A 26,494-nucleotide genomic window follows, 5' to 3' on the forward strand; every position below is an offset into this window, starting at 1 on the left:
CCCCTTGGTGATTTCGGCGGCCAGGGCGGGCTGCACCTGGGCATCCTGCGGGTAGTGGAAGCCGCCCGCCAGCCCCGGTGCCAGGTGTGGTTCGAGGTCCTTGAGGCCGTGCTATGTCACCAGGTACGCCGTGACACCTGCGGCGCTCTGCCCCCGCGCCGTCGCGGTGAGCGTCGCGAGCGTTGCCTCGCCCGCTGCCACGACCAGCCCGCCCTTGCGCTCGAACTCGATGTCCGCCGGCAATGCCTCGGCCAGTTCCTGCCAGAGGGCGCTGGACAGCAGGGCGAGGTCCAGTTCCGGTCCCGGCACCTTGTCGGAGACGAGGAGGTTTCCCTCGCCCGCTCCCGTGGTGCCGCCCGCGCCCGCGACCGGCCCGCGGTCGACCACGGCGACGCGGAGCCCGGTCCGTGTGGCGTAGTAGGCGCATGCGGCGCCGACGACGCCGGCTCCGACGATGACGCCGTCCAGTGGCTGTCTCGTGAGACGGCGGTACTATGTCACATTGCTCTGTGAGTGCCAAGGGTCCGCGAAACCAAGGAATCTGACTGTCCGTCACCCTCAGGACCCTCAAAACAGCACTCCTCTCCCCCGCGGGTGTCGCCGCCCCTCGCGGGGGAAGTAGAGCCATGGTTATCGGCAGGCGCCGACCCCGAGGAGCCGTGACGCACGACGACGGCACGGGGCTCCAGGAACCTCAGGGACGGGGCACGTTACGGAGGTTGGAGCGGGCCATCTGGAGCATCCGGCCCACTCCCCCGTCCAGCACGATCTTGCTGGCGGACAGCGCGAAGCCGGACACCATCTCGGCGCTGATCTTCGGCGGGATGGACAGCGCGTTCGGGTCGGTGACCACGTCCACGAGGGCGGGCCCCTTGTGCTTGAAGGCGTCCTTGAGCGCGCCCTCAAGCTGTTTGGGTTTCTCGACCCGGACTCCATAGGCTCCGGAGGCCCGCGCGACGGCGGCGAAGTCCGGGTTCTTGTTCGTCGTACCGTACGACGGCAGCCCGGACACCAGCATCTCCAACTCGACCATCCCGAGGGAGGAGTTGTTGAAGAGGACGACCTTCACGGGCAGGTTGTACTGGACCAGGGTGAGGAAGTCGCCCATGAGCATGGTGAATCCACCGTCGCCGGACATCGACACGACCTGCCGGCCGCGGTCCACGAACTGTGCGCCGATCGCCTGCGGCAGCGCGTTCGCCATCGAGCCGTGACTGAACGAACCGATCACCCTGCGCTTGCCGTTCGGCGTCAGATAGCGCGCGGCCCACACATTGCACATACCGGTGTCGACGGTGAACACGGCATCGTCGTCGGCGAGTTCATCGAGCACCGAGGCGACGTACTCCGGGTGGATCGGCACATGTTTCTCGACCTTGCGGGTGTACGCCTTGACCACGCCCTCCAGCGCCTCGGCGTGCTTCTTCAGCATCCGGTCGAGGAACTTGCGGTCGGTCTTGGCCTTCACGCGCGGGGTCAGACAGCGCAGCGTCTCGCGGACATCGCCCCAGACCGCCAGATCGAGCTTGGACCGCCGGCCCAGGCGCTCGGGGCGCACATCGACCTGGACGATCTTCACATCGTCCGGGAGGAAGGCGTTGTACGGGAAGTCGGTGCCGAGCAGGATGAGGAGATCGCATTCATGGGTCGCCTCGTAGGCGGACCCGTAGCCCAGCAGCCCGCTCATGCCGACGTCGTACGGGTTGTCGTACTGAATCCACTCCTTGCCCCGTAGTGCGTGCCCGACCGGGGACTTCACCCGCTCCGCGAACTCCATGACCTCGGCATGCGCGCCCGCTGTGCCGCTGCCGCAGAACAGCGTCACCCGTTTCGCCTCGTCGACCATGCGGCAGAGCTTCTCGATCTCCCCGTCTCCCGGCCGGACCGTCGGCCGGGAGGTGACGAGCGCGTGTTCGATCGACTTCTCCGGGGCCGGCCGGGAGGCGATGTCGCCCGGCATCGTCACGACGCTGACGCCGCCCCGGCCGATCGCGTGCTGAATGGCCGTCTGGAGGAGCCTCGGCATCTGCTGCGGGTTGGAGATCATCTCGTTGTAGTGGCTGCACTCCTGGAAGAGCAGCTCCGGATGGGTCTCCTGGAAGTAGCCGAGGCCGATCTCGCTGGACGGGATGTGCGAGGCGAGAGCGAGCACCGGGGCCATGGAGCGGTGGGCGTCGTAGAGGCCGTTGATGAGGTGCAGATTCCCGGGCCCGCACGAGCCGGCGCAGGCCGCCAGACTGCCGGTGATCTGGGCTTCCGCACCGGCGGCGAACGCGGCGGTCTCCTCGTGCCTGACCTGGATCCAGTCGATGGCCGCGTTACGCCGGATGGCGTCGACGACGGGGTTGAGACTGTCGCCGACGACGCCGTACATCCGCTTCACCCCGGCCCGCACGAGGATGTCGACGAACTGCTCCGACACGTTCTGCTTGGCCATGGGTGCGCACCCTCTCCGCTGTGCTCCGTACTCTTCCGGAGTCCATCAACCCATGGCCGGTGCGATCACGCCTCCCAGACGGCCGCGCTCGTGCGGTCGTCGGCGTACCCCTTGATCCGGAGCTGGGTGTCCGCGAGATAGCCCGCGAGTCCCGGCGGACCGGCGGGCGACCAGCGCTCGGCGAGCTCTTTGGCGAGGGCGGGTTCGCCGCGCATCGGGTCGGCGAGGCCGTTGCTGCACAGCAGCAGGGTGTCGCCCGCGCAGGCGACCGAGGCACGGAAGCGGAAGGGTTCGGACGGCGGCGGTACGGGGCTCTCGACGAACGGCGACGGGGGTGTCGTGATCTGGAGGTCCATGGTCAGCCGGTCCCCCTCGGGTCCCTCCTCGCCCTCCGTTCCGCCGGGCGGCGCGGAACCGAAGCCGACGACGGCCTCGCCGATGAGGGCCCCGGCATCCGGCACACGGGGTTCGAGGTCCTGCCACATACCGTCGCGGAGCCGGAAGAGGCCACCGGCACCCACGCCGAAGAAGACCCTGGTGCGGCACTGCGGATCGGCCGACAGGAGGAGGCAGCGCAGGCCCGCGGTGTACGCGCCGGGTTCGAGTCCCAGCTCGGCCGCGCGGGCGCGCAGCTTGCCGTAGGTGCGGTCGGTGAGGCGGTGCAGCCCGGATTTGAGGTCGCCGCGGCGGCCCGCCCTTATGTCTTCGGAGAGCCGGGCGTGGCTGCGGCCGACGGCGCCGCCGATCCAGTGGACGGCGTCGGCGGCCGCGAGGTGCGCCCCTTCGGCGGCCCGCGCGCCGCCTGCGATCGCGACGAGGACGAGAGCGCTCTCCGCGGTGCCGAAGCGGGCGGTGAGCAGGGCGTCGCGGCGCGGTTCGCCCCGGAAGCGGGCGGAGTCGCCCCGTACGGAGGCGGCCCGCAGGGTGTACGTCCCGTACCGGGCGCCGTCGAGCACCGTGTCGGGGACGAGCCCGTGCAGATCCATGGAGCTGGAGGCGGGCAGGGTGGAGGGTTCGGCGTCGTACGTGGGCGGCCGGTCGCCCAGGTAGTCGAGCGGGGGGCGGGCGGCTGGGACGGGGGCGTGGACGCCAACAGGGCCGGGCACGGTGTCGGTGGCGGTACGGGTGGTGGGGTGTTCCCGGTCGGCGGCGTCGCCGCTCACCTCGACCGCCGGAGGCGGCGGGGGCGGCGGGGGCGGCGGCGTGGGCGGCGGAGGTGCGGCGAAGCTGCGCGGCGGCGGGAATCCGGAGGGCGGCTCCCAGGGAGCCCGGACCGCCATGACGGGCGGGGACGTGGTGGGCGGCTCGGGCTCGGGCTCCCGCGCCAGCTCCGGCTCCGGCTCCAGCTCCGGCTCCGGCTCCAGCTCCGACTCCGACTCCGACTCCCGCGCCAACTCCAGCTCCGGCTCCGACTCCAGGCCGTCGTCCGTCCGGTCAACCGCTGGACCCACCGCATCCGACGCAGAGTCGAAGCGGTCGTCCAGACTGTCGGCCGCGCTGCTCGGCCCGGTGTCCGGCGCGGTCTCGTCGTACAGCCTGCGCCACCAGTCGTCCTCATGGGCGGCGGGCCAATCCCCCTGCTGACTCATGCCCTTATTGTCCACCGCGAGAGGCGTACGAAAACGGGTCATCCGGAAAAAGAGGCCCGCCGGGCGGCCCCACCCCCCACGGGAGGGACGCCCGGCGGACCGGTCAAGATGTGGTCAGCGCACGGCGTACGCGTCGACCACGGTCTGGATGACGGAGTTGCCGTTGGCGTCCGTCAGTTCAGTCTTCAGAGTGACGGGCTTGCCCGCGGCGCCCGCGTGGTCGACGGTCGCGGTCCACCGGCCGTCCTCGCGCGCGGTGGCGGCCTCCGACCATGTCGTACCGTCGTCGTACGAGTAGGAGACCTTGGCCGCCGTCAGCTCGCCGGGCGTGTAGCCCGCGTGGCCGGTGACGCTCAGTTCGATCTTCTGACCGTCCTGTGCCGCCAGGGTCTTCAGCCCGTCCGTCTCCAGGTCGTAGTGCGGGAAGAGCAGCGGAATGCCCTGCGAGTACACGTTCCCGTCCCGCTCCGAACGGAACTTCCAGGTGGTCTCGGTACGGGTCGAACGCTTCCAGACGGCGGCCGGCTGACCGACCTTGAACGTCACCATGGTGAGCTCGTACGCCGCGTCCTCGGCCGGGACGGTGAACACCCCGGAAGGCCAACCGGACTGGCCGAGCACCTCGCCACCGCTGGTGAGCGTCATGTTGCCCAGATCTCCGAAGGAGCCCTGCATACCGCCGTGTTCGCTGTCCGCCCAGAAGCCGGGGGCGACGCCGATCAGGTTGTCCTGACGCTCGGCGGCGAGCAGCTGCTCGCCCTGTGTGCTGAGCGGCGTCGACGGGCCGAGGATGCCCCGGTACCAGCTCTCCGTACGCTGCTGGCCCGCCTTGTACGTACGGGGCTTGTCGAACATGGTCTCGCCCCAGGGGAAGCTGGAGGAGAGGTAGCGCTCCCAGCGGCTTTCGCCCGCCGAGTAGTACTCGGTGCGCTTGCCGGGGGCAGCGACGGTGTCGAACATCCCGGCGTTGAAGCGTGTGCCGAACGGCCCGGCGACGACCATCGAGTCGACGTAGTCGGCCGCGATGCCCATTGCCTCGTACGTGGCGGTGGACTTGCCGAGCTCGCTGTCACGAATCTTGTAGGTGCGGTCCGAGGTGACCGGGCCGGTCTCGGGGAAACCGAGGTTGTAGACGAACGGGCTGGCGGCAGTGCCCTTCCAGCGCAGCGTCACGGGACCATCTGCGAGAGCGGCGGTCAGGCCGGCGGCCTCGCTCGCCTCGACTCCGAGCGAGGGCAGCGGCGCCTGGCCGTAGCCGACGGACGCCAGCCAGGGACCGGCGGACGGCCGGTGCACGATGATCGCCTTTGCGCCGGCGGCCTTGGCGTTCCGCGCCTGGACGGTCACGTATCCGTCGTCGGCGACCTTCACCAGGGCGATCTTGCCCGCGACATCGGCGGCCGTCAGCTCGGCGGGGGTTCCGGTGCCCGCGTCGACGAGCGGGGCCTCTCCCGTACCGTCGAGGTTGACGGAGCCGGTGCTCGCCGTCTGCGGGTGCAGTACGGCACCGCCCACGACCGAGAGCTTCTCGATCAGCGGAGCATACGCACGCCAGTAGCTGGCGAACTCGAAGTCGCCGTCACTCGCCTTGCCCTGAACGTCGACCACGTAGTTCTTGATGGCACGACCGCCGGTGATGGAACCCGAGTGCAGCCAGACGTCGTCCCAGCTGCGGCCGAAGGTGAGCGTCGTGGAGCGGTTCTCGGACGTGCGGTCCTCCGTCCGCACCTGGACCCGATGGGCCTTGCGGGCGTCCAGCACCAGGGTGGTGTCCTTGGTGAGGTTCAGCTGCGGCCTGGCGAGGTAGCCGACGGACTCGACCATCCTGCCGGTGGCGTCCTCGGGGTCGGGCGAGGTGACGAAGCCGGAGACGAAGTACGCGCCGGGGCGCACCTGGTAGACCTGATCGGCGGCGCCGTCGTTGAAGCGGCGCTCACCGGTCGCGGTGTCGGTCCCGATGACGTCGAGCGAGGAGGAGCCGGCCGCGGGCTTGCCGGTGCGGTCGACGAGCTTGACGCGCAGGGTGACGGTCTCGGCGCCGACGTACAGCGAGAACGGGGTGGAGACCTTGACGCCGCCCGAGGCCGTGGCCAGGACGCGTCCGGTGACATCGCCGTACTGGCTGCGCGCGAGGTGCGCGGTCGGGTCGACCGTCAGGGGGACCTTGACGGTGGCTCCGGCCTGGACGGTGACGGTGCGTTCGCCGAGCCGGGCGACGGCCGAGCGTACGGCCGTGCCGTCGTTGCCGGTGACGCCCGCGACGCTCAGGGAGAGCTTGACCGGGGTGGTGCCTTCGTTGGTGTAGGGAACCTCGACGGTGGTGCGGTCGCTCGCGACCTGCGGCCAGTTGAAGGTGCCGCCCTGGACGGCGGGGGGGCCCGTGACCTGGGTGTCGATGGCTGCCTTGACGTCGAGCCGGCCGCCGCCGGTCTCCCGTACGTCGCCGGGGATGTCGCTCTTCGCCGAAGAGACGAGGGCGGCCTTGACCTGCTGTGCGGTCCAGTCGGGGTGACGCTGCTTCACGATGGCCGCGGCGCCCGCGACATGCGGGGTGGCCATCGACGTACCGGACATGGACTGGTAGGCGTACGGGCCGCGGCCGCCTGCCGCGGCGGCCGAGATGGCGACGCCGGGGGCGGCGATCTCGGGCTTGAGGGTGTGCGAGCCGATGGCGGGACCGCGGCTGGAGAACTGGGCGGTGGAGTCGTCGCGGTCGACGGCGCCGACGGTCAGCACGCTCGGGGCGCAGCCCGGGGAGGAAACCGTATTCAGCGTCGGGCCGGAGTTCCCGGCCGCGATCACGAACAGGGTGTCCTTGCTCTGGGCGAGCTCTTCGGCGGCGAGGCTCATCGGGTCGGTGCAGTCGGTGGGTGTGGGGCTGCCGAGGCTCATCGAGACGACATCGGCCTTGTTGTCCACGGCCCACTGCATGCCGGCGATGATCCAGGACTCGGCGCCGGACCCGTAGTCGTTGAGGACCTTGCCGACGAGGAGGTCCGCGCCGGGGGCGACGCCCTTCTTCTTGCCGTCGCTCGCCGCGCCGCTGCCGCCGACTGTGGAGGCGGTGTGGGTGCCGTGGCCCTGGCGGTCGTCCGTGGTGTCGGAGTCCGTGAAGTTCTTGGAGTCGGCGATCCGGCCCTTGAGGTCGGGGTGCTCGGCGTCCGCGCCGGTGTCCAGGACGGCGACCTTGGTGCCCTTGCCGTCGTAACCGGCGGCCCAGGCGAGGTCGGCCCCGACCTGCTTGACCGACCTGTCGAGGCTGGCCTCGACCTGGCGGTCGAGCCAGAGCTTCTTGAGCCCGGCGGCCGAGCGCGAGCGCGTGCCGGTGACATCGGCCCAGAAGTCGGCAGTCTGCTTCTTGTCGGCCTTGAGCGCGACGCCGTCGATGGCCGCGAGATCGAGTCCGCGCTTGGCGCCGCGCGGGGTGACCGGAGTGCTGCGCGCGGCCTGCCCGGTGTACGTGGCGATCAGCGGGACGGTCTTGGAGTGGGCGTCGTCGTAGCCCTGGCGGATGAGGCCGGTGACGTTGAAGAGTTCCTCGTCGACCGTGCCGGCGGCGAGGGCGCCGGCGGCGGCTTCGGGGTAGACGTACAGGTCCTTGCCGGACTGCCGGGTCTGTACGAGGGGGACGGTGCCGTCCTCGCGGGGCAGGGCGGTCGCGGAGGTGGTTCCCGAACCGTCCGTGCTCACCAGGACCTTGTCGCCCGTGACGAGGGTGACGGTGACCGGCTTGTCATCCTTGGCGGCTGCGGTCGTGCTGCCGGTCAGCGGTCTGTCGGTGGTCGCATCGTCCTGTGGCGCGGCCACGGACGGTGCGATCGCGGTGACGGCCAGGACAGCGGCGGTGGCCACTCCCAGTGCCGTGCGCGATATCGGGCGCATCGCTCTCCCCAGGTCATTCCGGTCCGAAGCAGCACAAGGTGCCACGTTCCAGAGGTGGTTGGTGCTGCGGTGGCGCCACATTGACAGAGTGGCCACCGGTACGGGGGATGATGTCTGCGGCGGGTTTACGCCGTGGCCTTTTTCCGCCACGCAGGTCGTCCGGAACGCACGTTGTGCGACCACCACGCCCGGGGAGGGTCGAAGATGCTGGGTGCGATAGGTCTCGACGAGAGACAGGAAGCGACGTACCGCGCGCTTGTCGCGGCAGGGGCGGCGGAGGTCTCCGACCTCGCGCACCGACTGGCGCTCCCACAGGCGGATACGGAGCGGGCGCTGCGTCGGCTGGAACACCAGGGCCTCGCGGCGCAGTCGTCGGCGCGTCCGGGGCGCTGGGTCGCCGCCCCGCCCGGGGTGGCCCTGGGCGCCCTGCTCATCCAGCAGCGGCACGAGCTGGAGCAGGCGGAGCTGGCGGCGGTCCTGCTCGCCGAGGAGTACCGGGCGGAGGCCAGCGAGCCCGCCGTGCACGATCTGGTGGAGGTGGTGACCGGTGCGAGCGCGGTGACCCACCGTTTCCATCAGTTGCAGCTCGGTGCGGTGTCGGAGGTCTGCGCCCTGGTCACCGGGAAGCCGATCGCGGTGACCGGCATGGAGAACGAGTCCGAGGAACGCGCGGCGAACCGCGGGGTGTCCTACCGCGTCGTGGTCGAGCGCGAAGTGCTGAGCCTGCCATCCGGAATCCTGGAGCTGTCGACCGCCCTGAGCCGCAACGAGCAGTGCCGGGTGGTCGACCGGGTGCCGACGAAGCTGGTCGTGGCCGACGGCAGTCTCGCCATGGTGCCGCTGACCGGGCGCGGCGCGGAACCGGCCGCTCTGGTCGTCCACGCCAGCGGACTGCTGGAGTCGCTCATGGGCCTGTTCGAGGCTGTGTGGCGGGACGCGATGCCGCTGCGGCTCGGCGAGGGCGGCTGGGTACGGGAGGAGGCGACGGGGCCCGATCCGACGGATCTGGAGATCCTGTCGCTGCTGCTGGCCGGGCTGACGGACGCGAGCGTGGCGAAACAGCTGGATCTGGGGCTGCGGACCGTCCAGCGACGGGTCAAGGGCCTGATGGAACTGACCGGGGTGTCGACGCGGCTGCAGTTGGGCTGGCACGCGTACGAACGGGGCTGGGTGGCCCGTACGCCACGGGCCTGACGCAGGCGCCGCACCCCCTCGGACCTGCGCTGACAGGCGGGACCCGGTGGATTCCGGCAGGCTGGTGGGATGGGTGTGTGGCAGCTCGTCGCCGTCGGCGTGGTCATGCTGCTCGGTCTGGTCGGCGTGCTCGTGCCGGGCGTGCCGGGGCCGGCGATGGTCTGGGCCGCTGTGCTGTGGTGGGCCCTGACGGACGTGAGTCAGGACGCCTGGGCCGTACTGATCGGAGCGACGGCCCTGCTCCTGCTGAACCAGGCACTCAAACCGCTGCTGCCACCGCGCCGCCCTGCCGCGTCGGGGGCGCCGCGCAGGACCCTGACGCTCGGCGGGATCGCGGCGATCGCCGGGTTCTTCGTCGTGCCGGTGGTGGGCGCGGTCGTCGGGTACGTCGGAGCGATCTACGGTGCGGAGCGGCTGAGGCTGGGCAGCCGGGGCGCGGGCTGGACGTCGGTGCGCTCCGTCATGCGGGCGACCGGCTACTCGGTGCTGGTGGAGCTGTTCGCCTGCCTGCTGGTGGCGGGCGCGTGGCTGGTCGCCGTCATCTGGGGCTGACGTCGACGGCATCACCTCTCGCACACATCGGATCTCTTCCACACTATTGACGCCCGCATGCCCCGCGCCTACCTTCCCTGAAGGTATAGCTCGGATGAATCCAGGCGTCTGTGTATGAGTTTCGAGGAGAGACCTTGCCCACAGCTCCGGAACCTCGCCCGTCCCGCAGATCCGTTCTCGCCACCGGCGGCGTCCTCGGCGGCGCCGTGCTGGCCGGTGCGGCCGTCCCTGCCCAGGCCGCCGACGCAGGGCTCTCCGGCCCCGCGCCCACCGCCGCACCCGTCGTCCACTCCCCCGCCGACAGCTGGCGCACCGTCCTGGACGATGCCGACCTCGTCTGGCAGAGGATGCCGAAGACCTGGTACGAGGGCCCGTATCTGGGCAACGGATTCCTCGGCTCCGGAATCTACGCGGAGCCCGGCAGGAACGCCGTCCGGTTCAACGTCCAGCACTCCGAGGTCCAGGACCACCGTCCGGAATTCGGTTCGCTCTTCGGACTCGCCCGCCTCCCGATCGGTCACTTCACGCTGGAGCCCGTCGGCACCATCAGCGGCATCGACTGGCGCCTCAGCCTCCGTCACGCCGAGCTGACCGGCACGGTCACCACCGACCGGGGCACGCTGACCCTGCGTGCACTCGTCCACACCTCCTCCTCGCTGATGGCCGTCGAGATCACCCCGAGCGAGGGCGAACGGGACTTCCGCTGGGTCTTCCACCCCGCGCAAGCGGTCAGCCCACGCGTCGCGTTCATGCCGCGCCCCTCGGGCTACGGACCCAACGACCCCGCCACGATCGAGCAGCTCGACGGGATCAACGCCGCCGTGCAGCCCCTGCTCGCCGGCGGCCGGCACGTCACCGCGTGGCAGGAGCAGATCCGCAAGGACGGAGCCGGGCGGACGCTGTACGTCAGCGTCGCCCACTCCTTCCCCGGTACGACCGCCCGCGACCGGGCCGTGCAGACCGTGCGGACCGCGAGCCCGCTCCCGTACGACATTCACGCCTCGGCCCACCGCTCCTGGTGGCTCCACTACTACCGCAAGAGCTTCCTCTCGCTGCCGGACGCCAAGCTGCAGCGCTTCTACTGGATCCAGCTGTACAAATTCGCCGCGGCCGCCCGGAAGGACGCCCCGGTCATGGCCACCAGCGGCCCCTGGCTGGAGCCCACCCCCTGGCCCGCCACGTGGTGGAACCTCAACGTGCAGCTCGAGTACTGGCTGCTGCACGGCTCCAACCACCTCGAAATGGACGCTGTCACCAGGGCCTTGAGCGAGTTCCGGGACAACCTCTCCAGCCAGCTGTCACCGCCCTACCGGTCGGACTCGGCGGGCATCGCCCGCACCACCGACATGAATCTGCGCAACGGTGACGTCGCCCTCAACGCCACGTTCCCGGTCGGCGTCCCCGGCCAGTCCACACCCACCCCCGAGGTCGGGAACCTCACCTGGGCGCTGCACAACGTCTGGCTCTCCTACCGCCACTCCATGGACGAGTCGATCCTGCGCGACACCCTGTTCCCTGTCCTGCGCAAGGCCGTCACCTACTACCTGCACTTCCTGACTCCCGGCGCGGACGGCAAACTGCACCTGCCCGCGACCTACTCCCCCGAGTACGGCGGCAACACCCGGGACTGCAACTACGACCTGATGCTGCTCCGCTGGGGCTGTGCGACCCTGCTCGACTCGGCAAAGACCCTCGGCCTGGACGACGAGCTGTCGGGCCGCTGGAGCGAGGTACTCACCCGGCTCGCTCCGTACCCGGTCGACACGAACGGCTACATGATCGGCGCGGACATCCCCTTCGCGAAGTCGCACCGGCACTTCTCCCATCTCCTCGCCGTCTATCCCCTGTACGAGGTCACGGGCCGCACAGCCGATGAGCGCGCTCTGATCGAGAAGTCCCTCGCACACTGGGTCAGCTTCACCGGAGCGCTCCAGGGCTACACGTTCACCGGCGCCGCCTCGATCTCCGCACTGCTCGGGAAGGGCGAGGACGCACTGGCGTACCTGTCCACACTGATGAGGCAGTTCATCCAGGCCAACACCATGTACAAGGAGTCGGGCCCGGTCATCGAGACCCCGCTGGCTGCTTCCCAGTCGCTGCACGACATGGTCTGCCAGTCCTGGGGCGACACGATCAGGGTCTTCCCCGCGCTGCCCGCCGCCTGGCAGGAGCTGACCGTGCACGACTTCCGCACCCAGGGCGCGTTCCTGCTCAGTGCGGTACGGGAAGAGGGCCGGACCCGGTGGGTCCGGCTGACCAGCGAGGCGGGCGCCCCCTGTCTCGTACGCCACGGCATCGCGGGCAGCATCGAGATCCGCGACCGGAGCGGACGTCCGCTCCCGTACGAGGAAGTCGCCGCGGGCACGGTCCGGATCGCGCTCGGCAAGGGTGAATCCGCCATGATCACAGCGGAGGGCGACCGCCCCGACCTGACGATCCGCCCGGTCAGCGCGAACGAGGACGCACCGCGCTGGGGGCTGCCTGCCTGAGCCCCGTCCCCGTCCGAGTCAATCGCCGGACGGGCTTGAAAATCAAGCCCGTCCGGCGAGCTCCAGATGGCGTACGGCGTACGAGCGCCACGGTCGCCACGCGTCGGCCCGCGGTGTCCCCTCCGGGTCCACATCGGGATCGCCCAGCGCCCGCATCCTGATCAGTGCCGCCGCCCGGGGGCCGATTCCCGGGAGTCGCAGCAGCGCCCGCTCGGCCTCGTCCCGGTCGGCCCCCGCATCGAGCCGCACCTCGCCGTCCGCCAGTGCGGCGGCCAGGGCCCGCAGTGCGGGGTCGCCCGTGCTGCCGGCCAACACCCCCGGCTCCGGAAAGAGATGGGTGAGGCCGCCGCAGGGTACGTCGAGGACCTTTCCGTACCGCTCGACCAGCTCTTCGGCCGCCGCACGTCCCACCAGCGTCCGTACGGCGAACTCGTCCGGGTCGGCGGCGCCGGGCGAGCGCAGCCCGGGGCGGGCGGCGAGCAGCGGTGCGAGCAGCGGATCGGCACCGAGCGTCTCGCCGACGGCGCCGGGGTCGGCGTCCAGGTCGAGCAGCCTGCGCAGCCGCTGTACGGCGGTCGTCAGGTCGCGGAGATCGGTGAGGTGTATCCGCGCCTCCAGCCACGGCCCGGCGGACTCCTCGTCGACGGCGACGATGCCCGCGCCGTACGGCAGCGTCACGGTGCGCCGGTATGTGCGGCGTCCCGGCAGACCGCTGATCTCCTCGATCCGGCCGACCGTATCGGCGGCGAGCAGGTCGAAGACCTCGCGGGCCGCGTACGGGCCCCGGTGGGCGAGCCGGAGCGGAATCCCGGCCCGGTTCCCCTCCCGTACGCCTGCGCCCAGACCGGTCCCCGACTCGGCGCGCAGGGCACTGGGGGTACGGGCGTAGATCTGCCGGATCGTGTCGTTGAACTGGCGGACGCTGGCGAAGCCGGACGCGAAGGCGATCTCGGTGACCGGCAGATCCGTGGTCTGGAGGAGGACGCGCGCGGTGTGGGCCCGCTGGGCCCTGGCGAGCGCGACGGGACCGGCACCCAGCTCGGCGTTGAGCTGGCGCTGGACCTGCCGGGGGCTGTAGCCGAGCCGGCCGGCGAGCCCGGGGACGCCTTCCCGGTCCACGACGCCGTCGCCGATCATGCGCATGGCACGGCCGACGACATCGGCACGTACGTTCCACTCGGCGGAGCCGGGCACGGCGTCGGGGCGGCAGCGTCTGCAGGCCCGGAATCCGTTGCCCTGCGCCGCGGCCGCGGTGGGGTAGAACCGCACGTTCTTCCGTTTGGGGGTGACGGCGGGGCAGCTCGGCCGGCAGTAGATGCCGGTGGTCGCGACGGCGAAGAAGAACTGTCCGTCGAACCTGGCGTCGCGGCTGCTCACCGCCTCGTACCTGGTCTGTTCGTCCATCACACCGTCCAGTGTGCGGCACCTCCCGGTGCCGCACTCGCGGTATTCGGACGTCGAACCGGTACCACCACCCGTTACCGGATCCGGCCCCGCTTGAAGTCCACGGCGGCCCGACCCTCGGCACCCCTGCGCTTCCATTCGCGCATGGTCTCCGAGCGCAGCCGGGCGTCGGTCTTCGCCGCGATCCGGTGGTTCTCCCGGAGCAGCTTGCGATAGCTGTCGAGGCGCCGCTCGGCCAGCGTCCCGTCCTCGATCGCGCCGAGGACCGCGCAGCCCGGTTCGGCCTCGTGGGCGCAGTCGTGGAAGCGGCACTGCTGCGCCAGGTCCTCGATCTCGGAGAACACCTGGCCGACGCCGACCTCGGCATCCCAGAGCCCGACCCCGCGCAGACCGGGGGTGTCGATGAGCACGCCACCCTCCGGCAGGACGAGGAGGTTACGGGTCGTGGTGGTGTGCCGGCCCTTGCCGTCGACGTCACGGGCGGCCTTGACGTCCATCACATCCTCGCCGAGCAGGGTGTTGGCGAGGGTGGACTTGCCCGCGCCGGAGATCCCGAGGAGCACGCTCGTACCGCCGGAGACGACGGCACGGAACACGTCGATGCCCTCACCGGTGGCGGAACTGACGGGCAGCACCTGCACGCCGGGCGCGATGCCCTCGATGTCCTGGACGAGATAGGACAGCGTGGCGACGTCCGGCACCAGGTCGGCCTTGGTCAGCAGCACGATCGGCTGCGGGTCGGCCCCACCGGTCGTGCGGCCGTCCCCGAGCAGCGCGTCACCGCTGGAGCTGGACATGGCGAGCGCGAGGAACCGCTCCAGGCGCCCCAGGTCGAGTTCGACCGCGAGCGAGACGCAGATGACGATGTGGTCGATGTTGGTGGCGAGCACCTGACCCTCGGAACGCTGCGTCGACGTCGAGCGGACGAAGGCCGTACGCCGCGGCAGCAGCGTCCGTACGAACTGCGGGTCACCGTCGGGGTCGACGGCCACCCAGTCGCCTGTGCAGATGACCCGCATCGGGTCGCGGGGCACCACGAAAGCGGTGTCCGCCCGCATCGGGCCGTTCGGGGTGACGAGGTCGCACTGACCGCGGTCCACCCGCACCACACGACCGGGAAGCAGACCCTGCTCGGCGTACGGGGCGAATGCGGCGGCCCAGTCCTCGTCCCAGCCGTACGGAGACAGCGCGTGCGACGAGGTCGGAACCGGAAGAAAAGAGAAAGACAAGGGAAACCCTTCAAAGGGCAGCCCCGGCACCGCGTCCACGGACGCGGAAGAAGGTACGAGAAGGTCAGCCGGTGGCCACGGGGGTGGGAACGATGCACTTCTGGCTGTGGGCAGCGCCCATCGCGACGACAGTCATCAATGTCCTCACCTCCTGGTTCTTCACGGCTGACGCACAGGGCCGAGCGTTCCCGGCCCTCTGTGCGGACGTGTCCAACCTTAGCCCGGAGCCACTGGTCGGCGTCAACGGAATTTCCGGGGGGACCGGAACGGATACGTTCCGTCGGAGATATCCCGAACTTCCCCGATCGGGTGATACGCGTGCACATCGACCGGTCTCAGGCCGTTATGGTGCCGAGCATGACCACACCTCAGACCGCCACCGGCACCTTCACGCAAGCCCAGTTGGGCACGCAGATCCTGATCGGCTGGAGCGGCCGGCGCCCCGAGAGCGACCACGACGTCGCCTTCCTGCTCACCTACTCGCTCGGCGACGGGCAGGACGGCCCGGAAGCCGGCGAGGCGGCCATGCGCACCGCGCTGGAGCGCAGCGGCCTGCCGGTCGGTGGCGGCCTCACCAGGGCGTCCGAGACGCCGGGCCTCCCGGTGAAGCTCCTCGTCCAGGCCGGCCAGGCCGTCCTGACGATGCCCCACTTCAAGGCGCAGTACCAGGTACCGCCGGAGTGGCTGGCCGCCGCGGAGGCCCAGGGCGAGGTCTACGGAATGTTCGCCACCCGCCCGTGGCCGGAGGCCGTACCGGGACAGCCGGTGAGCGAGGAGATGCTGCGTTCGTTCGCGGCGGACGAGGACGTCGTCAAGACGTCGGCGCTCTGCCTCCTGCCGGTACGCAGCCTGGTCTGACCGGCCCCTTCCCCGTCCGCACACGGCGATGCCCACCACCCCCCCGTGGAGTGGTGGGCATCGTCGTGCACGAAGCTGCACAAGGACGTGCGGGCGCCCGGGAACGTATCCGGACCGCCCGTACGAATGGAACGTCAGTTGTTGCCGACACCGTTGCCCGAGAGCACCGGGATGTCGTCCAGGATGTGCGACAGAGCCTCGTCGCCCTTGGCCTGGGTGGAGTTCTCGGTGCACTGCTGGTTCTGCGGCGAGTGCAGGACGTTGATGTCCTGAACCGCGACCGGCACAAGGGTCCCGGCGAGCGAACCGGCGTTGGCCTCGGCCGGCAGGCCGATGCACGCCTTGTTCAGCGTGCCCTGGACCAGCTGGGCGTTCGGGCTCCAGTCACCTTCGGTGACGGCGTTGCCGAACGCCTGTGAGACATCGTTGCCGTTGACCGACGTGGTGCCCCCGTCGTTACCGATCGCCATGGCCGAGGGGGCCGCAGCGGCGGACAGACCGACCAGGGACACGGCCACTGCCGCGCCGGCCATCATCTTCTTCATCAAGCTTCACCTTTCGGAGCGTCCCGTTGTGGAACGTACTGATCAACCCCATTCGGAGGATTCAGTTCCGCAGGACCACTCAAATGGGTTCGATCCGGTGCAAGGTCGACGCTTCCCGCTCACTCACGGCCGGCTTCTCCGGAGCTGCGGGCCGCCGGAACGAAGCCGCCGACGGGACGCGGTACGGGGTGGGAGGGCGCTCCGGACGCGACGCTGCGGCCGGCGGCGCACCACTCCGCGAACAGGCGGTCGTAGATCGGTGTGCTGTGCTCCGCGGGCCGCTGGCCGCCCGACGGGCGTTGACTGTCGTACTGATCCATGAAGGGCCTCTACCCCGTCCGGCGAATCCGGGCAGCCTGCGCCTGGGCCATCCGGCCCAACCCCCGGACACACGGCGAGGGACCAGTCCATCCCGGCCACCGAAGATCGGCAGCTGTACGGATGAACTGGCCCCACGTTTTACGCACTTCGGAAGGACAGAACCCGGACCGGCCCCGATGAGCTCGAGGAATTCAACGGCGGGAGTCCGGAACTACGCGGCCTCAGCTGTTGCCCACACCATTGCCGGACAGGACCGGGATGTCGTCCAGGATGTGCGACAGAGCCTCGTCGCCCTTGGCCTGGGTGGAGTTCTCGGTGCACTGCTGGTTCTGCGGCGAGGACAGGACGTTGATGTCCTGGACCCCGACCGGGACGGCGCCGATGAGCGAACCGACATTGGCCTTGGCCGGCAGGCCGATGCAGGGCTTGTTCAGCGAGCCCTGGACGAGCGCGAACTGCGGGCTCCAGTCGCCGTGCGTGGTGGAGTTGCCGAAGGCCTGCGAGGCGGCGTTGCCGTTGAACGACGTGGTACCGCCGTCATTGCCGATGGCCATGGCGGAGGGGGCCGCCGCAGCGGAGACACCGACGACCGAAGCAGCGACAGCCGCCGAAGCCAGAATCTTCTTAATCATGAAATAGCCCTTCCGAGGTATTCGAGGAATTGCCGTCGCGCCGACGGATCAGCCGCCGATGGGCACGCCGCCGAGCAGCGGGGCAGCGCCCTGGGCCGCACCGGTGGTCTCGCCCGCCGGCTTGCCGACGGCACCGTCCTCCAGCCCCGACTCGGCGGCGCCGCCGACCGTGTCGACCGCCGGGTCGACTGCCTGCGGGGCGGCAGCCATGACCTGGTTCAGGCCGCTGTCGAGGCTGAAGTTGGGGGCCGTGGCTTCAGCGACGGCGAAGGCGGGAGCAGCCGTTCCGAGAGCAACCACGGAACCGGCAATGAACGCAGCGGTCTTCGCGTACTTCACTTTCAGGTTCCCTTCTGCAGCGGCATCTGTTTCGGTCGCGTTCCCGCGCCGCACAAGCCTTCTTTAGCTGTGACTTCTGCCGCTTCCATAAGGAGTAACGATCACGTCGCCAACCGGCAACTGTGTGCCGTCGGATTTCTCGGTCCGCTCGGGGGATTCATGACGGAATCGGGAAAACGGAATGGGCCCCGGGTCGCGTGTGCGATCCGGGGCCCACCGGTGGCGAGCGGTCAGCTCAACCTGCCACCGTTCAGAAGGTGTCGCAGGTGCCGCCGAAGGCCGGGTTTAGCAGACCGATGATGTCCGCGGTGTTGCCGCAGGCGTTGACCGGAATGTGGACCGGAACCTGCAAGACGTTGCCGGACAGAACGCCCGCGGAGTCCGCGGCGCTGGCCTCGGCACCGGAGTCGGCCATGGCCGGCGCAGCGGCGCCCATCGCCATGAGAGTTCCGGCGGCAACGGCGGCAATCTTGGTGTACTTCACTTTTCGTCCCTTTCTTGCAGCGGAGTCCGGAGCGGCCACGTCTTTCGTGCCGCACGAGCGCTGTCCTGCATCGCCCGTAACTCCGAAGCTGTAATTCGTAACGACCTGCGGCCGAGATCGAAACTCAATTCTGAGCAGATTCTCGGAAAACCCCCCGATTGGCACAGCAGCAGGCCCGGGCCGCTCGGAGGAGGAAAGCGGGCGGCCCGGGCCTGCGGTGCGGCGGCCGGGTCAGCTGTTGTCGGTGCCGTTCCCGGAGAGGACCGGGATGCCGTCCAGGATGTGCGCCAGAGCCTCGTCGCCCTTCGCCTGGGTGGAGTTCTCGGTGCACTGCTGGTTCTGCGGGGAGGACAGTACGTTGACGTCCTGTACCGAGATCGGGATGAAGCCGATGAGCGAGCCGGCGTTGCCCTTCAGCGGCAGACCGACACACGGCTTGTTGAGCGAGCCCTGGACCAGACCGAACTGGGGGCTCCAGTCACCGTGCGTCTCGGCGTTGCCGAACGCCTGCGAGGCGCCGTCGCCGTTGACCGAGGTCGTTCCTCCGTCGTCGCCGATCGCCATGGCCTGCGTAGCCGAGAGACCGAGGACGGAGGCGGCGACGGCACCCGTAGCCAGAACCTTCTTGATCACGATTAACCCTTCTCGCACCGATTGCCCCGTGCCGGAGCGCCCTGCCCAACCCACGGCGGCACGTTTGGTTCTGCGCATTCACCCGAATGCCAAGGCTCCACCGAGCCGGCCCGGTCGCCCCACAGCCATTCGGGCGCACGTTCGTACGCCTGCTGTTCGTGAAGAAAATGCGGCCATGGCGCTGAAACGGCTGCGCCCGAACGCGAGTCGAGATGCCCAGGAGCCCGCCGGCCGTGGGTCGGCATGTGGCCCGTTCCGTGATCAATGTCCAGCGCGCAGGGGAAAGTTGAATCCCGGCGTCCACGCATTCCCCTGCAGGACCGAACGCGCGTACGTCATCCGTCCGGGTGGTTACGTAATTTCCACGCGTCTTCAAGTTTCCCCCGCATCCCCCATTCGTTATGAGTGTCATCCAGCATGCAGTTGGATCGCCCACACGGAATGTCCTGTGGAATGTCCTAGGAAAGGACAAGTAATGCGGCAGGTTTTGAATAAGAGCATGATCGTCATGGCGGCGGCTTCGGGCATTCTGTCCGCGGCCGGCGGTTATGCACATGCCGACGCTTCGGCCGATGGCTCCGCTGTCGGTTCCCCGGGTGTCGGTTCGGGCAACGCCGTGCAGGTGCCGGTGCACGTCCCGGTCAACGTCTGCGGAAACACGGTCGACGTGATCGCCCTGCTGAATCCCGCGTTCGGCAACACGTGCGCGAACGTCGACTCCGGCGACGGCGCCTCCCAGAGCGGCGCTTCCGCCGAGGGTGCGGCCACCAACTCCCCCGGTGTGCTGTCGGGCAACCTGATCCAGGCCCCCGTGCACGTGCCGGTCAACGCCTGCGGCAACAGCGTCGATGTCGTCGGCGCGCTGAACCCAGCCGCCGGCAACAACTGCGCCAACGTCAACGGCCCGGACCTCCAGCCCCCGACGGAGGAGCCGCCCACCCCCAGCGACAACCCGCCGGTGGAGGTGCCCCCGGTCTACCAGCCGCCGGTGGAGCCGCCGGTGGATCCGTCGGTGGAGCCGCCCGTGGGTCCGTCGGTGGAGCCGCCCGTGGGTCCGTCGGTGGAGCCGCCCGTGGGTCCGTCGGTGGAGCCGCCGGTGGATCCGTCGGCCAACGAGTCCCCTGCCTCCTCGCCGTCGGCCGAGCAGTCCCTCGTCGACCACGGCCCGCACGGTGCCGGTTCCCAGCTCGCCGAGACCGGCTCGGCCGGACTCGGCCTGGCTGCCGGTGCCAGTGCCGTACTGATGCTCGGCGGCGCGGTACTGCTGCGCCGCGCCCGCGGCTCGCAGGGCTGAGCCCGAGGACGCCGGAGCGGAGGAAGGGCCGGCCGGACAGCTGATGCTGTCCGGTCGGCCCTTTCCGCTTCCCGCGTGCGGTGCCGTCAGTCGCCCTGCCCGCCGAGGCCCGCGCGGATGAGATGAGTGGCGATCCTCGCTGTCTCCTCCGCGTCCAGGCGGCGCATCGGCGGGCTCATCACATTCGTGGTGATGACGGATCGCAGCATCAGGGCCGTCTTGAACGCACCGAGTCCCGCCGCGGTGGCGGACACCGTGCCGGGGCGGGCCGCGGTGACGATGCCGAAGAGCTGGACGAGCCGGTCCTGTTCGGAGCAGGCCGTGGCCCAGTCTCCGCGTACCGCCGCCTCGTGCAGCCGGACGTAGCCATGCGGGTCGACATTGCCGAGGCCCGGGACGGAGCCGTCGGCGCCGGCGAGCATCATCGCGTCGACGACCAGCTCGTGGCCGGTGAGCACGGAGAAGTCCGGGAGTTCGCGGGCGCCGATGACCAGGCGACGGAACGAACCGTCGTCGCCGCTGGAGTCCTTCACTCCGGCCAGGACGCCGTCGGCGGCCAGCGGCAGCAGCAGTTCCGGGGTGAGCTTGCTGTGTACGCAGACCGGCACGTCGTACGCGAGGAGCGGCAGGTCGACGGCGGCGGCGACGTCCCGGAAGTGCCGGTCGATCTCACTGTCGTGCGTGCGCGTATAGAAGGGGGCGGTGACGACGACGGCGTCGGCGCCGAGACCGGCCGCGGCGCGGGCACGCTCGATCGCGCGGTTGGTCGTGGTCTCGATCGCTCCGACGAGGACGGGGACCTGGCCGGCCGCGGCGGCCGTGACGACCTTGATGACCTCGTCCTGCTGTCCGGGCGTCAGATAGGCGGTCTCGCCGGAGCTGCCGAGGGCGAACAGGCCGCTGACGCCGCCGTCGAGCAGAAGGCCGACGACCCGTTCCAGGGACGGGCGGTCGAGCTCGCCGTCCGCGGTGAGGGGCGTGACGACGGGCGGGATCACTCCCGTGTAGCGGGCGGTTCGGGCGGTCATGCGGTGCTCCTCGCGGATGGCAGGCGGGGTACGGGAGTTCGGGGGTGGACGCAGTGCCAGCGGTGTTCGCCGGGGCCGTACGTCGCGGCGGGGAAGGCCGTCGCGCAGATGTCGTCCGCCTTCCAGCAGCGCGTACGGAACGGGCAGCCGGACGGCGGGTTGGTGGCCGAGGGCACGGGGCCGGTGAGCACGATCCGCTCGGTGGTCTCCAGCAGGCTGGGGGTCGCCGAGAGCAGGGCCTCGGTGTACGGGTGCACGGGAGCGTCCGCGACATCGGCCGCCCGTCCCTCCTCGACGTTGCGGCCGAGGTAGAGCACGGCGATGCGGTCGGCGAGGTAGCGCACGGTCTGGATGTCGTGCGAGATGAACACCATGCCGAGGCCCAGGCGTTCGCGCAGGTCCACGAGAAGGTTGAGGACCTGGGCGCGTACGGAGACGTCGAGCGCGGAGGTCGGTTCGTCGGCGACGATCAGTTCCGGTTCGAGGCACAGCGCGCGGGCGATGGCCACGCGTTGGCGCCGGCCGCCGGAGAGCTGTCCGGGCAGGGCCTCCAGGGTGTGGCCGGGCAGTCCGACCAGGTCGAGGACCTCCTCGACGCGGGCCTCGCGCGATGCCCGGGTGCCGCGTCCGTGCACGTCCAGCGGGTCGCGGAGGATGCGGCGGACGGTGAGCCGTGGGTTGAGGGCGGTGGACGGGTCCTGGAAAACGACGCCGACGGCGGAGCCGAACTCGTCGCGGCGCTGAGCAGAACCGCGATTTCGTGATCGACACCGGAGTGAGCGGCGCCACGAGCGCCGAACTCGTCGGCCAGTTCGGGCAGCGGGTCACCGCCTTCTCGCCCCAGGTCGTCTCGATCATGATCGATACGAATGACATCGCGACGTCCGGGCTCGGCCCCGATGTCTTGGCCGGATCATGCTCAACAACCGGTCCAGGCCCTACCGCACGATCGCGTACTCCACCGACGGCGGCGTCAACTACACGCCGTTCGTTCAGGACACCCAGCTCGTCGACCCGGCGAACAACGCCTCGGTCATGCGCTACAACCTCGAAGTCCCGGCGTCTCACCCGCAGTCGTCGTGGCTGCTGTTCAGCAACACCGAGGATTCCGCCGCACGACGCAACCTCACCGTGAAGATGTCCTGCGACAAAGGGAAGACCTGGCCGATCAGGAAGGTCGTCGACCCGGGCTCCGCGGCCTACTCGACGCTGACCCGGCTGCCGGACGGGCGGGTCGGGCTGCTCTACGAGCGCGCCGACTACCAGCACATCACGTACACCTCGTTCGACCTGAAGTGGCTCGGCGGCACCTGTGCGGACATCACGATCACCCCGCCCGCGACGCTGAAGGCAGCCGCGGACGCGGAGGTGACCGTACGGGTCGTCAACCGGATGGACGTGCGCCGCAGTCAGGGCACGATCGATCTGACCGTGCCCTCCGGCTGGACGACGCGGCAGGTGACGATCCCCGCGCTCAACCCGGGCGAGGGAGCGAACATCAAGGTCCCGGTATCGGTTGCCGCACGCGCCTCCGGGAACGCCACGCTCACCGCGACGTACCGGGCGGACGGGAAGCAGGCCTCGGGGAGCACGACAGTGACCGTCACTCCGTAACCCGACTGCCCGACGGCTCGCCGGGAGGTGCTCAGGACGTGCTCGGCGACGTGCTCGGGCTGCGACCATGAGGGCGTCCAACACCTCCCGGCGAGCGGAACAGGCGGTATCGGCGTGGCAGTAACAGGCTTACGGATGGGCGTGGTCGGCGGCAGCATCGCGGGCTGCGCGATGGCGATCGCGGGTTCCCGGGCCGGAGCGGACGTCACCGTCTACGAACGCAGCAACGGCGAGTTGCAGGACCGCGGGCTCGGCATCGTCATCCCGCCGGCCCTGCATCAGGAACTCCTCGCGGCCGGATATCTGGACACCGCGATGGAGACGGCCCCGGTCGGTACGCGCGTCTGGATCACCCGGCCGCCGGGCGGGCGCTCGGGCCGCGAGTTCGGGCGGCAGCCGAGCGCCGTGGTGCCCTGCAACTGGGGCATGCTGTGGCGTTCGCTGCGCTCGCGTACCGGTGACGTCCGCTACCACCGTGGGCTGCCGGTCACCTCCGTCGAGCGGGACTCCGCCGGGCGCGCTCTGATCCGTACGGCGGCCGGGGCGGAGACGTACGACATCGTGGTCGGCGCGGACGGCCATCAGTCGCTCACCCGGGACCTGCTCGCACCGGGGCTGCGGCCCACGCCCGCCGGGTACGTGGTGTGGCGCGGTACCGTCCCGCTGAGCGCGCTCAACGGTCGTCACGACCAGCTGGAGCTCCTGCGGAGCGCCTGGGTCACGGTGACGTTCCCGCGCGGACACGGTGTCTTCTACCTGATCCCGGGGGCCCCGAAGGCGGCCGGGGCGGGTGGAGTGCCCGGAGACCGGCTGCTCGCCTACGCCATTTACGGGTACCCGCCCGCTCCGGCCGCCGACGGCCAGGACGAGCCGGTGGCCGGATACGTGCGGACACTCGCCGAGGAGCACTTTCCCGCCGAGTGGGCCGACATCGTCGCCCGCGGCGAGCATGTCTCCCTGGTGTGCCACCCGGTCACCGACTTCCAGGTGCCCCGGTCCGCGCACCCGCCCTTCCTCCTCGCCGGGGACGCGGCCGCCATCACCCGGCCGCACACCGCGAGCGGCGCGGTCAAGGCGCTTCAGGACGCACTCTGCCTGGAGCGGGCGCTGCGCGGGTCCGCGTCGACGGCCGACGCGCTGCGGCGGTACGCGGACGAGCGGACCGCCGCCGGTGCGCAACTCGTGGAGCTGGGGCGCCGGTTGGGGCGTGCCCAGGTGGAGAGGACGCCGGAGTGGCACACCATGGGGCCGGTCGAGCTGGACGCGTGGAGCCGCGCCGTGCTGGACGGTGCCACGAGTTACCTCTTCGGTGACCTCCGGTAGTCGAGCACCCCGGGTGGGTGGACGGTGGGGCACGCGACCTTCGGCCGCTTTTGTCCTCAATCGCCGGACGGGCCCGATATGAGTCTCTGGTGGATGCCGTTGAAGTGGGTGCGCATCGCTCGTACCGCGCGGTCGCCGTCCGTCGCCGCCAGTGCCTCGACGATCTCGTGGTGCTGGGCGCAGGTGACCGCGGGGTCCTGATGTCCGTCGTCGAGGTCTTCCCGTACCCGGTCCATGGCCGCCCAGAACGCGTCGAGCACCTCGCTGAGCAGATGGTTGTCGAGCGAGGCGTAGAGGGCGAGGTGGAAGGCGCGGTCGGTGGCGCGCGCGACGGTGCCGGTGTGGGCCTCACACTCCATCTGCGCAACCAACCCGCGCAGCACTGCCAGGTCCGCCGCGGGTATGCCGAGTGTGACGGCGCCGACCAGGCCCGCTTCCAGGGCCTCCCGCACCTTCATCAGCGTGGCCCATCCAGGCGCTGCTTCCCACCTACCTGAAGACGGAACTGGGTTACACCACCGACCAGGTCACCGATGTCCTCTACTTCGCGGGCTTCGGGACCATGATCGGTTGCTGGTCGGCAGGCTTCCTGGGCGACTGGATCGGGGCGAAGAAGGCATACGCGCTGACTCTGCTGGCCTCGCTCGCCTTCATCTATCCGGTCTTCGCCGTGCGTGACAGTCTCCTGTTGCTCGGCTGCCTGCTGTTCCTGCTGCAGGCGACCAGCTTCGGGATCTCGGGGCTGCTGCCGCGCTATATCGGCGGGCACTTCCCGACCGCGAACCGCGGTGCGGCTCTCGGCTTCACGTACAACGTGGGAGCGCTGGGCGGTGCCGTCGCACCGGTTCTCGGCGCCCATCTCGCCTCCGGGATGGAGCTGGGGCAGGCGCTGGCGGTGCTGACGTTCGCCGGCACGGTGATCGTGGCGCTGCTGGTCGGGTTCGATGTGCCGGCGCGGCTGAACCGGCTGACGGATCCGGACGCGGAGCGGGATCACCTGGCGGTGCCGTTGTGGTCGGAGCGGGTGGGTTAGGGCCTTTCGTTTGGATCAGGCCGGATCAGGGAGCGGAGTGTGGGTGCCCGGGGCGTCGGGCGGCCGCCTTGTCCTCAATCGCCGGACGGGCTTGATGTGCTGCGGGTAGAAATGCGTGAGTGATTCCGCCACGCACACCGGCTTCTGCGAGCCCTCCAGTTCGAAGGTGAACGCCCGGGTCATCTGTACGCCGCCCCATGCTCCTTCCAGTCGATGCCGTTCACGGTCAGCGGGGTCGGTGGCACAGTTCTCCTCCGTTCGGTCAGGCGGTGGCGGGGACGGTGGGGCGTGCGGAGACCGGCTCCGCGGCCTGCTCGTCGTGGTTGGGGCGCTTGAGCAGGAGCAGCATGCAGCCCAGGGTCAGGACCACCTGGAAGACCGCGTACGCGATGACGGCGGTGATCGATCCGGTGCGGTTCAGCAGAAACTGGCCGATGATCGGGGTCGTGCCGCCGAGCAGCGTGCCGCAGAGCTGGTAGCAGAGCGAGATACCGGTGTAGCGCAGGTGTGCCGGGAAGCGGCTGGCGAGGATGCCGGCGAGCGCCGCGTAGTAGAGGCAGTGCGGGATGGTGGCGACGGCGACGCCGAGCATCGCGAGGCCGTAGTTCTCGGTGCTGATGAGGATGAACATCAGCGGCATCAGGATCAGTTCGGGCAGCAGCATCACGGTCACGGCCCGGGACCAGCTCTTCATCCGGGTGGCCATCACCGCACCGAAGGGCTGGACGATGATCTGGGTGATGTTGGCGACCAGGATGATCGTCAGGAACGAGCTGCGGTCGAAGCCGAGTGAACTCGTGGCCCAGGACAGCGCGAACGTGGACTTGAAGTACGTCGCCGACAGGCCGATGGTGCAGGCGCCGATGCCGAGGGCGATCAGCATGGGCTGGGTGCGCAGGACCTCGGTCAGCGGGAGCTTGACGACCTTCTTCTTCTCGATGATGTTCGCCATCGCCGGGGACTCGGAGACCTTGAGGCGTACGAGGAGACCCACGATGACGAGTGCGGCGGAGGCGAGGAAGGGCACCCGCCAGCCCCAGGAGACGAATGCCTCGTCGGGCAGCTGGCTGATGGCCAGGAAGCTCAGGGTGGAGAGGGTGTTGCCGACGGGCGAGCCCTGCTGGGCGAATGCCCCGTACAGCACGGACTTGCCCTTCGGGGCGTGCTCGGAGGCGATGAGGACCGAGCCGCCCCATTCGCCACCGAGGCCGATCCCCTGGATCATGCGGATGGCGACCAGCAGGATCGGTGCGGCGATGCCGATGGAGGCGTAACCGGGCAGCAGGCCGATCGCGGTGGTGGAGATGCCCATTATCAGGAGCGTGATGACGAGGGTCTTCTTGCGGCCGAGGCGGTCGCCGTAGTGACCGAAGATGATGCCGCCGATGGGGCGGGCGAGGAAGCCGACCCAGAAGGTCGCGAAGGCGACCAGGGTGCCGATCGAGCCTTCGAGTTCGGGGAAGAAGACCTTGTCGAAGACGAGGGCGGCCGCGGTCCCGTAGATGTAGAAGTCGAACCACTCGATGGTCGAGCCGATGAAGGCTCCGAATCCTGCGCGGTTGGCGGCTCTTGTGCGCTCTCGCGCGGTGGACGCACTCATGGTGGCTCCCGATG

General features: G+C 70.0%; 19 protein-coding genes and 6 pseudogenes. 8 read left to right on the forward strand and 17 right to left on the reverse strand.

The features are described from left to right. Nucleotides 1-15: 15 nt before the first annotated feature. The 4 genes and pseudogenes from ACFT7S_RS00985 to ACFT7S_RS01000 all read right to left on the reverse strand — a co-directional run. Nucleotides 16-468, reverse strand: a pseudogene (locus ACFT7S_RS00985) (FAD-dependent oxidoreductase); the annotation flags it as partial. A gap of 226 nt (nt 469-694) precedes the next feature. Then, the gene (locus ACFT7S_RS00990; protein ID WP_382725190.1) at nt 695-2,437 is read right to left on the reverse strand and encodes a pyruvate dehydrogenase; all 1,743 of its coding nucleotides are present in this window, start codon (nt 2,435-2,437) and stop codon (nt 695-697) included. Between the two features lie 65 nt (nt 2,438-2,502). Further along, on the reverse strand, nt 2,503-4,026 hold the full coding sequence (locus tag ACFT7S_RS00995; protein WP_382725192.1) for a protein phosphatase 2C domain-containing protein: 1,524 nt from the start codon (nt 4,024-4,026) through the stop codon (nt 2,503-2,505). A 114-nt stretch (nt 4,027-4,140) separates the two neighbouring features. Further along, nucleotides 4,141-7,908 carry a S8 family serine peptidase gene (locus tag ACFT7S_RS01000; RefSeq protein ID WP_382725194.1) on the reverse strand — a complete coding sequence of 1,256 codons (3,768 nt, stop codon included), beginning with the start codon at nt 7,906-7,908 and terminating at the stop codon, nt 4,141-4,143. Between the two features lie 204 nt (nt 7,909-8,112). Between ACFT7S_RS01000 and ACFT7S_RS01005 the strand changes: the two genes are divergently transcribed. The 3 genes from ACFT7S_RS01005 to ACFT7S_RS01015 all read left to right on the forward strand — a co-directional run bounded on the left by ACFT7S_RS01005 (nt 8,113) and on the right by ACFT7S_RS01015 (nt 12,143). Beyond that, on the forward strand, nt 8,113-9,102 hold the full coding sequence (locus ACFT7S_RS01005; RefSeq protein ID WP_382725195.1) for a helix-turn-helix domain-containing protein: 990 nt from the start codon (nt 8,113-8,115) through the stop codon (nt 9,100-9,102). Between the two features lie 69 nt (nt 9,103-9,171). Beyond that, on the forward strand, nt 9,172-9,654 hold the full coding sequence (locus ACFT7S_RS01010; RefSeq protein ID WP_382725197.1) for a DUF456 domain-containing protein: 483 nt from the start codon (nt 9,172-9,174) through the stop codon (nt 9,652-9,654). A 134-nt stretch (nt 9,655-9,788) separates the two neighbouring features. Continuing rightward, entirely contained in the window at nt 9,789-12,143 is a 2,355-nt protein-coding gene (locus tag ACFT7S_RS01015; protein ID WP_382725199.1) for a glycoside hydrolase family 95-like protein, read from the forward strand. Nucleotides 12,144-12,185: 42 nt separating this feature from the next. On the opposite strand, the gene ACFT7S_RS01020 is transcribed toward ACFT7S_RS01015, so the two are convergent. Next, the gene (locus ACFT7S_RS01020) at nt 12,186-13,547 is read right to left on the reverse strand and encodes a DNA-3-methyladenine glycosylase 2 family protein (protein ID WP_382725883.1); all 1,362 of its coding nucleotides are present in this window, start codon (nt 13,545-13,547) and stop codon (nt 12,186-12,188) included. Between the two features lie 74 nt (nt 13,548-13,621). Further along, a complete protein-coding gene (gene rsgA / locus ACFT7S_RS01025; protein WP_382725201.1) occupies nt 13,622-14,776 on the reverse strand; it encodes a ribosome small subunit-dependent GTPase A in 1,155 nt (384 codons plus the stop codon). A gap of 357 nt (nt 14,777-15,133) precedes the next feature. Here rsgA and ACFT7S_RS01030 point away from each other — a divergent pair, with 357 nt between their 5' ends. Next, nucleotides 15,134-15,634, forward strand: a complete 501-nt coding sequence (locus ACFT7S_RS01030) for a DUF5949 family protein (protein WP_382725203.1) — start codon at nt 15,134-15,136, stop codon at nt 15,632-15,634. A 134-nt stretch (nt 15,635-15,768) separates the two neighbouring features. On the opposite strand, the gene ACFT7S_RS01035 is transcribed toward ACFT7S_RS01030, so the two are convergent. The 6 genes from ACFT7S_RS01035 to ACFT7S_RS01060 all read right to left on the reverse strand — a co-directional run bounded on the left by ACFT7S_RS01035 (nt 15,769) and on the right by ACFT7S_RS01060 (nt 18,588). Beyond that, a complete protein-coding gene (locus ACFT7S_RS01035; protein ID WP_382725205.1) occupies nt 15,769-16,179 on the reverse strand; it encodes a rodlin in 411 nt (136 codons plus the stop codon). A 119-nt stretch (nt 16,180-16,298) separates the two neighbouring features. Further along, nucleotides 16,299-16,499: a hypothetical protein gene (locus ACFT7S_RS01040; protein WP_382725207.1), complete on the reverse strand. Its 201-nt coding sequence runs from the start codon at nt 16,497-16,499 to the stop codon at nt 16,299-16,301. Nucleotides 16,500-16,721: 222 nt separating this feature from the next. Continuing rightward, nucleotides 16,722-17,132, reverse strand: coding sequence for a rodlin (locus tag ACFT7S_RS01045; RefSeq protein ID WP_382725209.1), 411 nt, complete (start codon nt 17,130-17,132; stop codon nt 16,722-16,724). A 48-nt stretch (nt 17,133-17,180) separates the two neighbouring features. Further along, nucleotides 17,181-17,471: a hypothetical protein gene (locus ACFT7S_RS01050; protein WP_382725211.1), complete on the reverse strand. Its 291-nt coding sequence runs from the start codon at nt 17,469-17,471 to the stop codon at nt 17,181-17,183. A 250-nt stretch (nt 17,472-17,721) separates the two neighbouring features. Next, nucleotides 17,722-17,955, reverse strand: a complete 234-nt coding sequence (locus ACFT7S_RS01055) for a chaplin (RefSeq protein ID WP_382725213.1) — start codon at nt 17,953-17,955, stop codon at nt 17,722-17,724. A 231-nt stretch (nt 17,956-18,186) separates the two neighbouring features. Next, nucleotides 18,187-18,588, reverse strand: coding sequence for a rodlin (locus ACFT7S_RS01060; protein WP_382725215.1), 402 nt, complete (start codon nt 18,586-18,588; stop codon nt 18,187-18,189). Between the two features lie 499 nt (nt 18,589-19,087). Between ACFT7S_RS01060 and ACFT7S_RS01065 the strand changes: the two genes are divergently transcribed. Further along, complete coding sequence (locus tag ACFT7S_RS01065) at nt 19,088-19,882, forward strand: chaplin family protein (RefSeq protein ID WP_382725216.1); 795 nt, start codon at nt 19,088-19,090, stop codon at nt 19,880-19,882. Between the two features lie 86 nt (nt 19,883-19,968). On the opposite strand, the gene ACFT7S_RS01070 is transcribed toward ACFT7S_RS01065, so the two are convergent. Beyond that, nucleotides 19,969-20,910, reverse strand: a complete 942-nt coding sequence (locus tag ACFT7S_RS01070) for a dihydrodipicolinate synthase family protein (RefSeq protein WP_382725218.1) — start codon at nt 20,908-20,910, stop codon at nt 19,969-19,971. Beyond that, nucleotides 20,907-21,656 (reverse strand): annotated as a pseudogene (locus ACFT7S_RS01075) (oligopeptide/dipeptide ABC transporter ATP-binding protein); the annotation flags it as partial. The gene ACFT7S_RS01070 and the pseudogene ACFT7S_RS01075, both read right to left, overlap by 4 nt. A gap of 160 nt (nt 21,657-21,816) precedes the next feature. Between ACFT7S_RS01075 and ACFT7S_RS01080 the strand changes: the two are divergent. Continuing rightward, nucleotides 21,817-22,524, forward strand: a pseudogene (locus tag ACFT7S_RS01080) (exo-alpha-sialidase); the annotation flags it as partial. Nucleotides 22,525-22,638: 114 nt separating this feature from the next. After that, nucleotides 22,639-23,847 (forward strand): FAD-dependent monooxygenase, encoded by a 1,209-nt coding sequence (locus tag ACFT7S_RS01085; protein ID WP_382725220.1) that lies wholly within the window; start codon nt 22,639-22,641, stop codon nt 23,845-23,847. A 56-nt stretch (nt 23,848-23,903) separates the two neighbouring features. Here ACFT7S_RS01085 and ACFT7S_RS01090 read toward each other — a convergent pair. Beyond that, nucleotides 23,904-24,323 (reverse strand): annotated as a pseudogene (locus ACFT7S_RS01090) (FadR/GntR family transcriptional regulator); the annotation flags it as partial. On the opposite strand from ACFT7S_RS01090, the pseudogene ACFT7S_RS01095 reads away from it, so the two are divergent. Then, nucleotides 24,308-24,880 (forward strand): annotated as a pseudogene (locus tag ACFT7S_RS01095) (MFS transporter); the annotation flags it as partial. The pseudogenes ACFT7S_RS01090 and ACFT7S_RS01095 overlap by 16 nt on opposite strands. A gap of 102 nt (nt 24,881-24,982) precedes the next feature. Here ACFT7S_RS01095 and ACFT7S_RS01100 read toward each other — a convergent pair. Beyond that, nucleotides 24,983-25,075: pseudogene (locus ACFT7S_RS01100) on the reverse strand (MaoC family dehydratase); the annotation flags it as partial. Nucleotides 25,076-25,142: 67 nt separating this feature from the next. Beyond that, nucleotides 25,143-26,480, reverse strand: a complete 1,338-nt coding sequence (locus tag ACFT7S_RS01105) for an MFS transporter (protein WP_382725222.1) — start codon at nt 26,478-26,480, stop codon at nt 25,143-25,145. Nucleotides 26,481-26,494: the final 14 nt, after the last annotated feature.

The organism is Streptomyces sp. NPDC057136, from assembly GCF_042670885.1.
Lineage (GTDB): Bacteria > Actinomycetota > Actinomycetes > Streptomycetales > Streptomycetaceae > Streptomyces.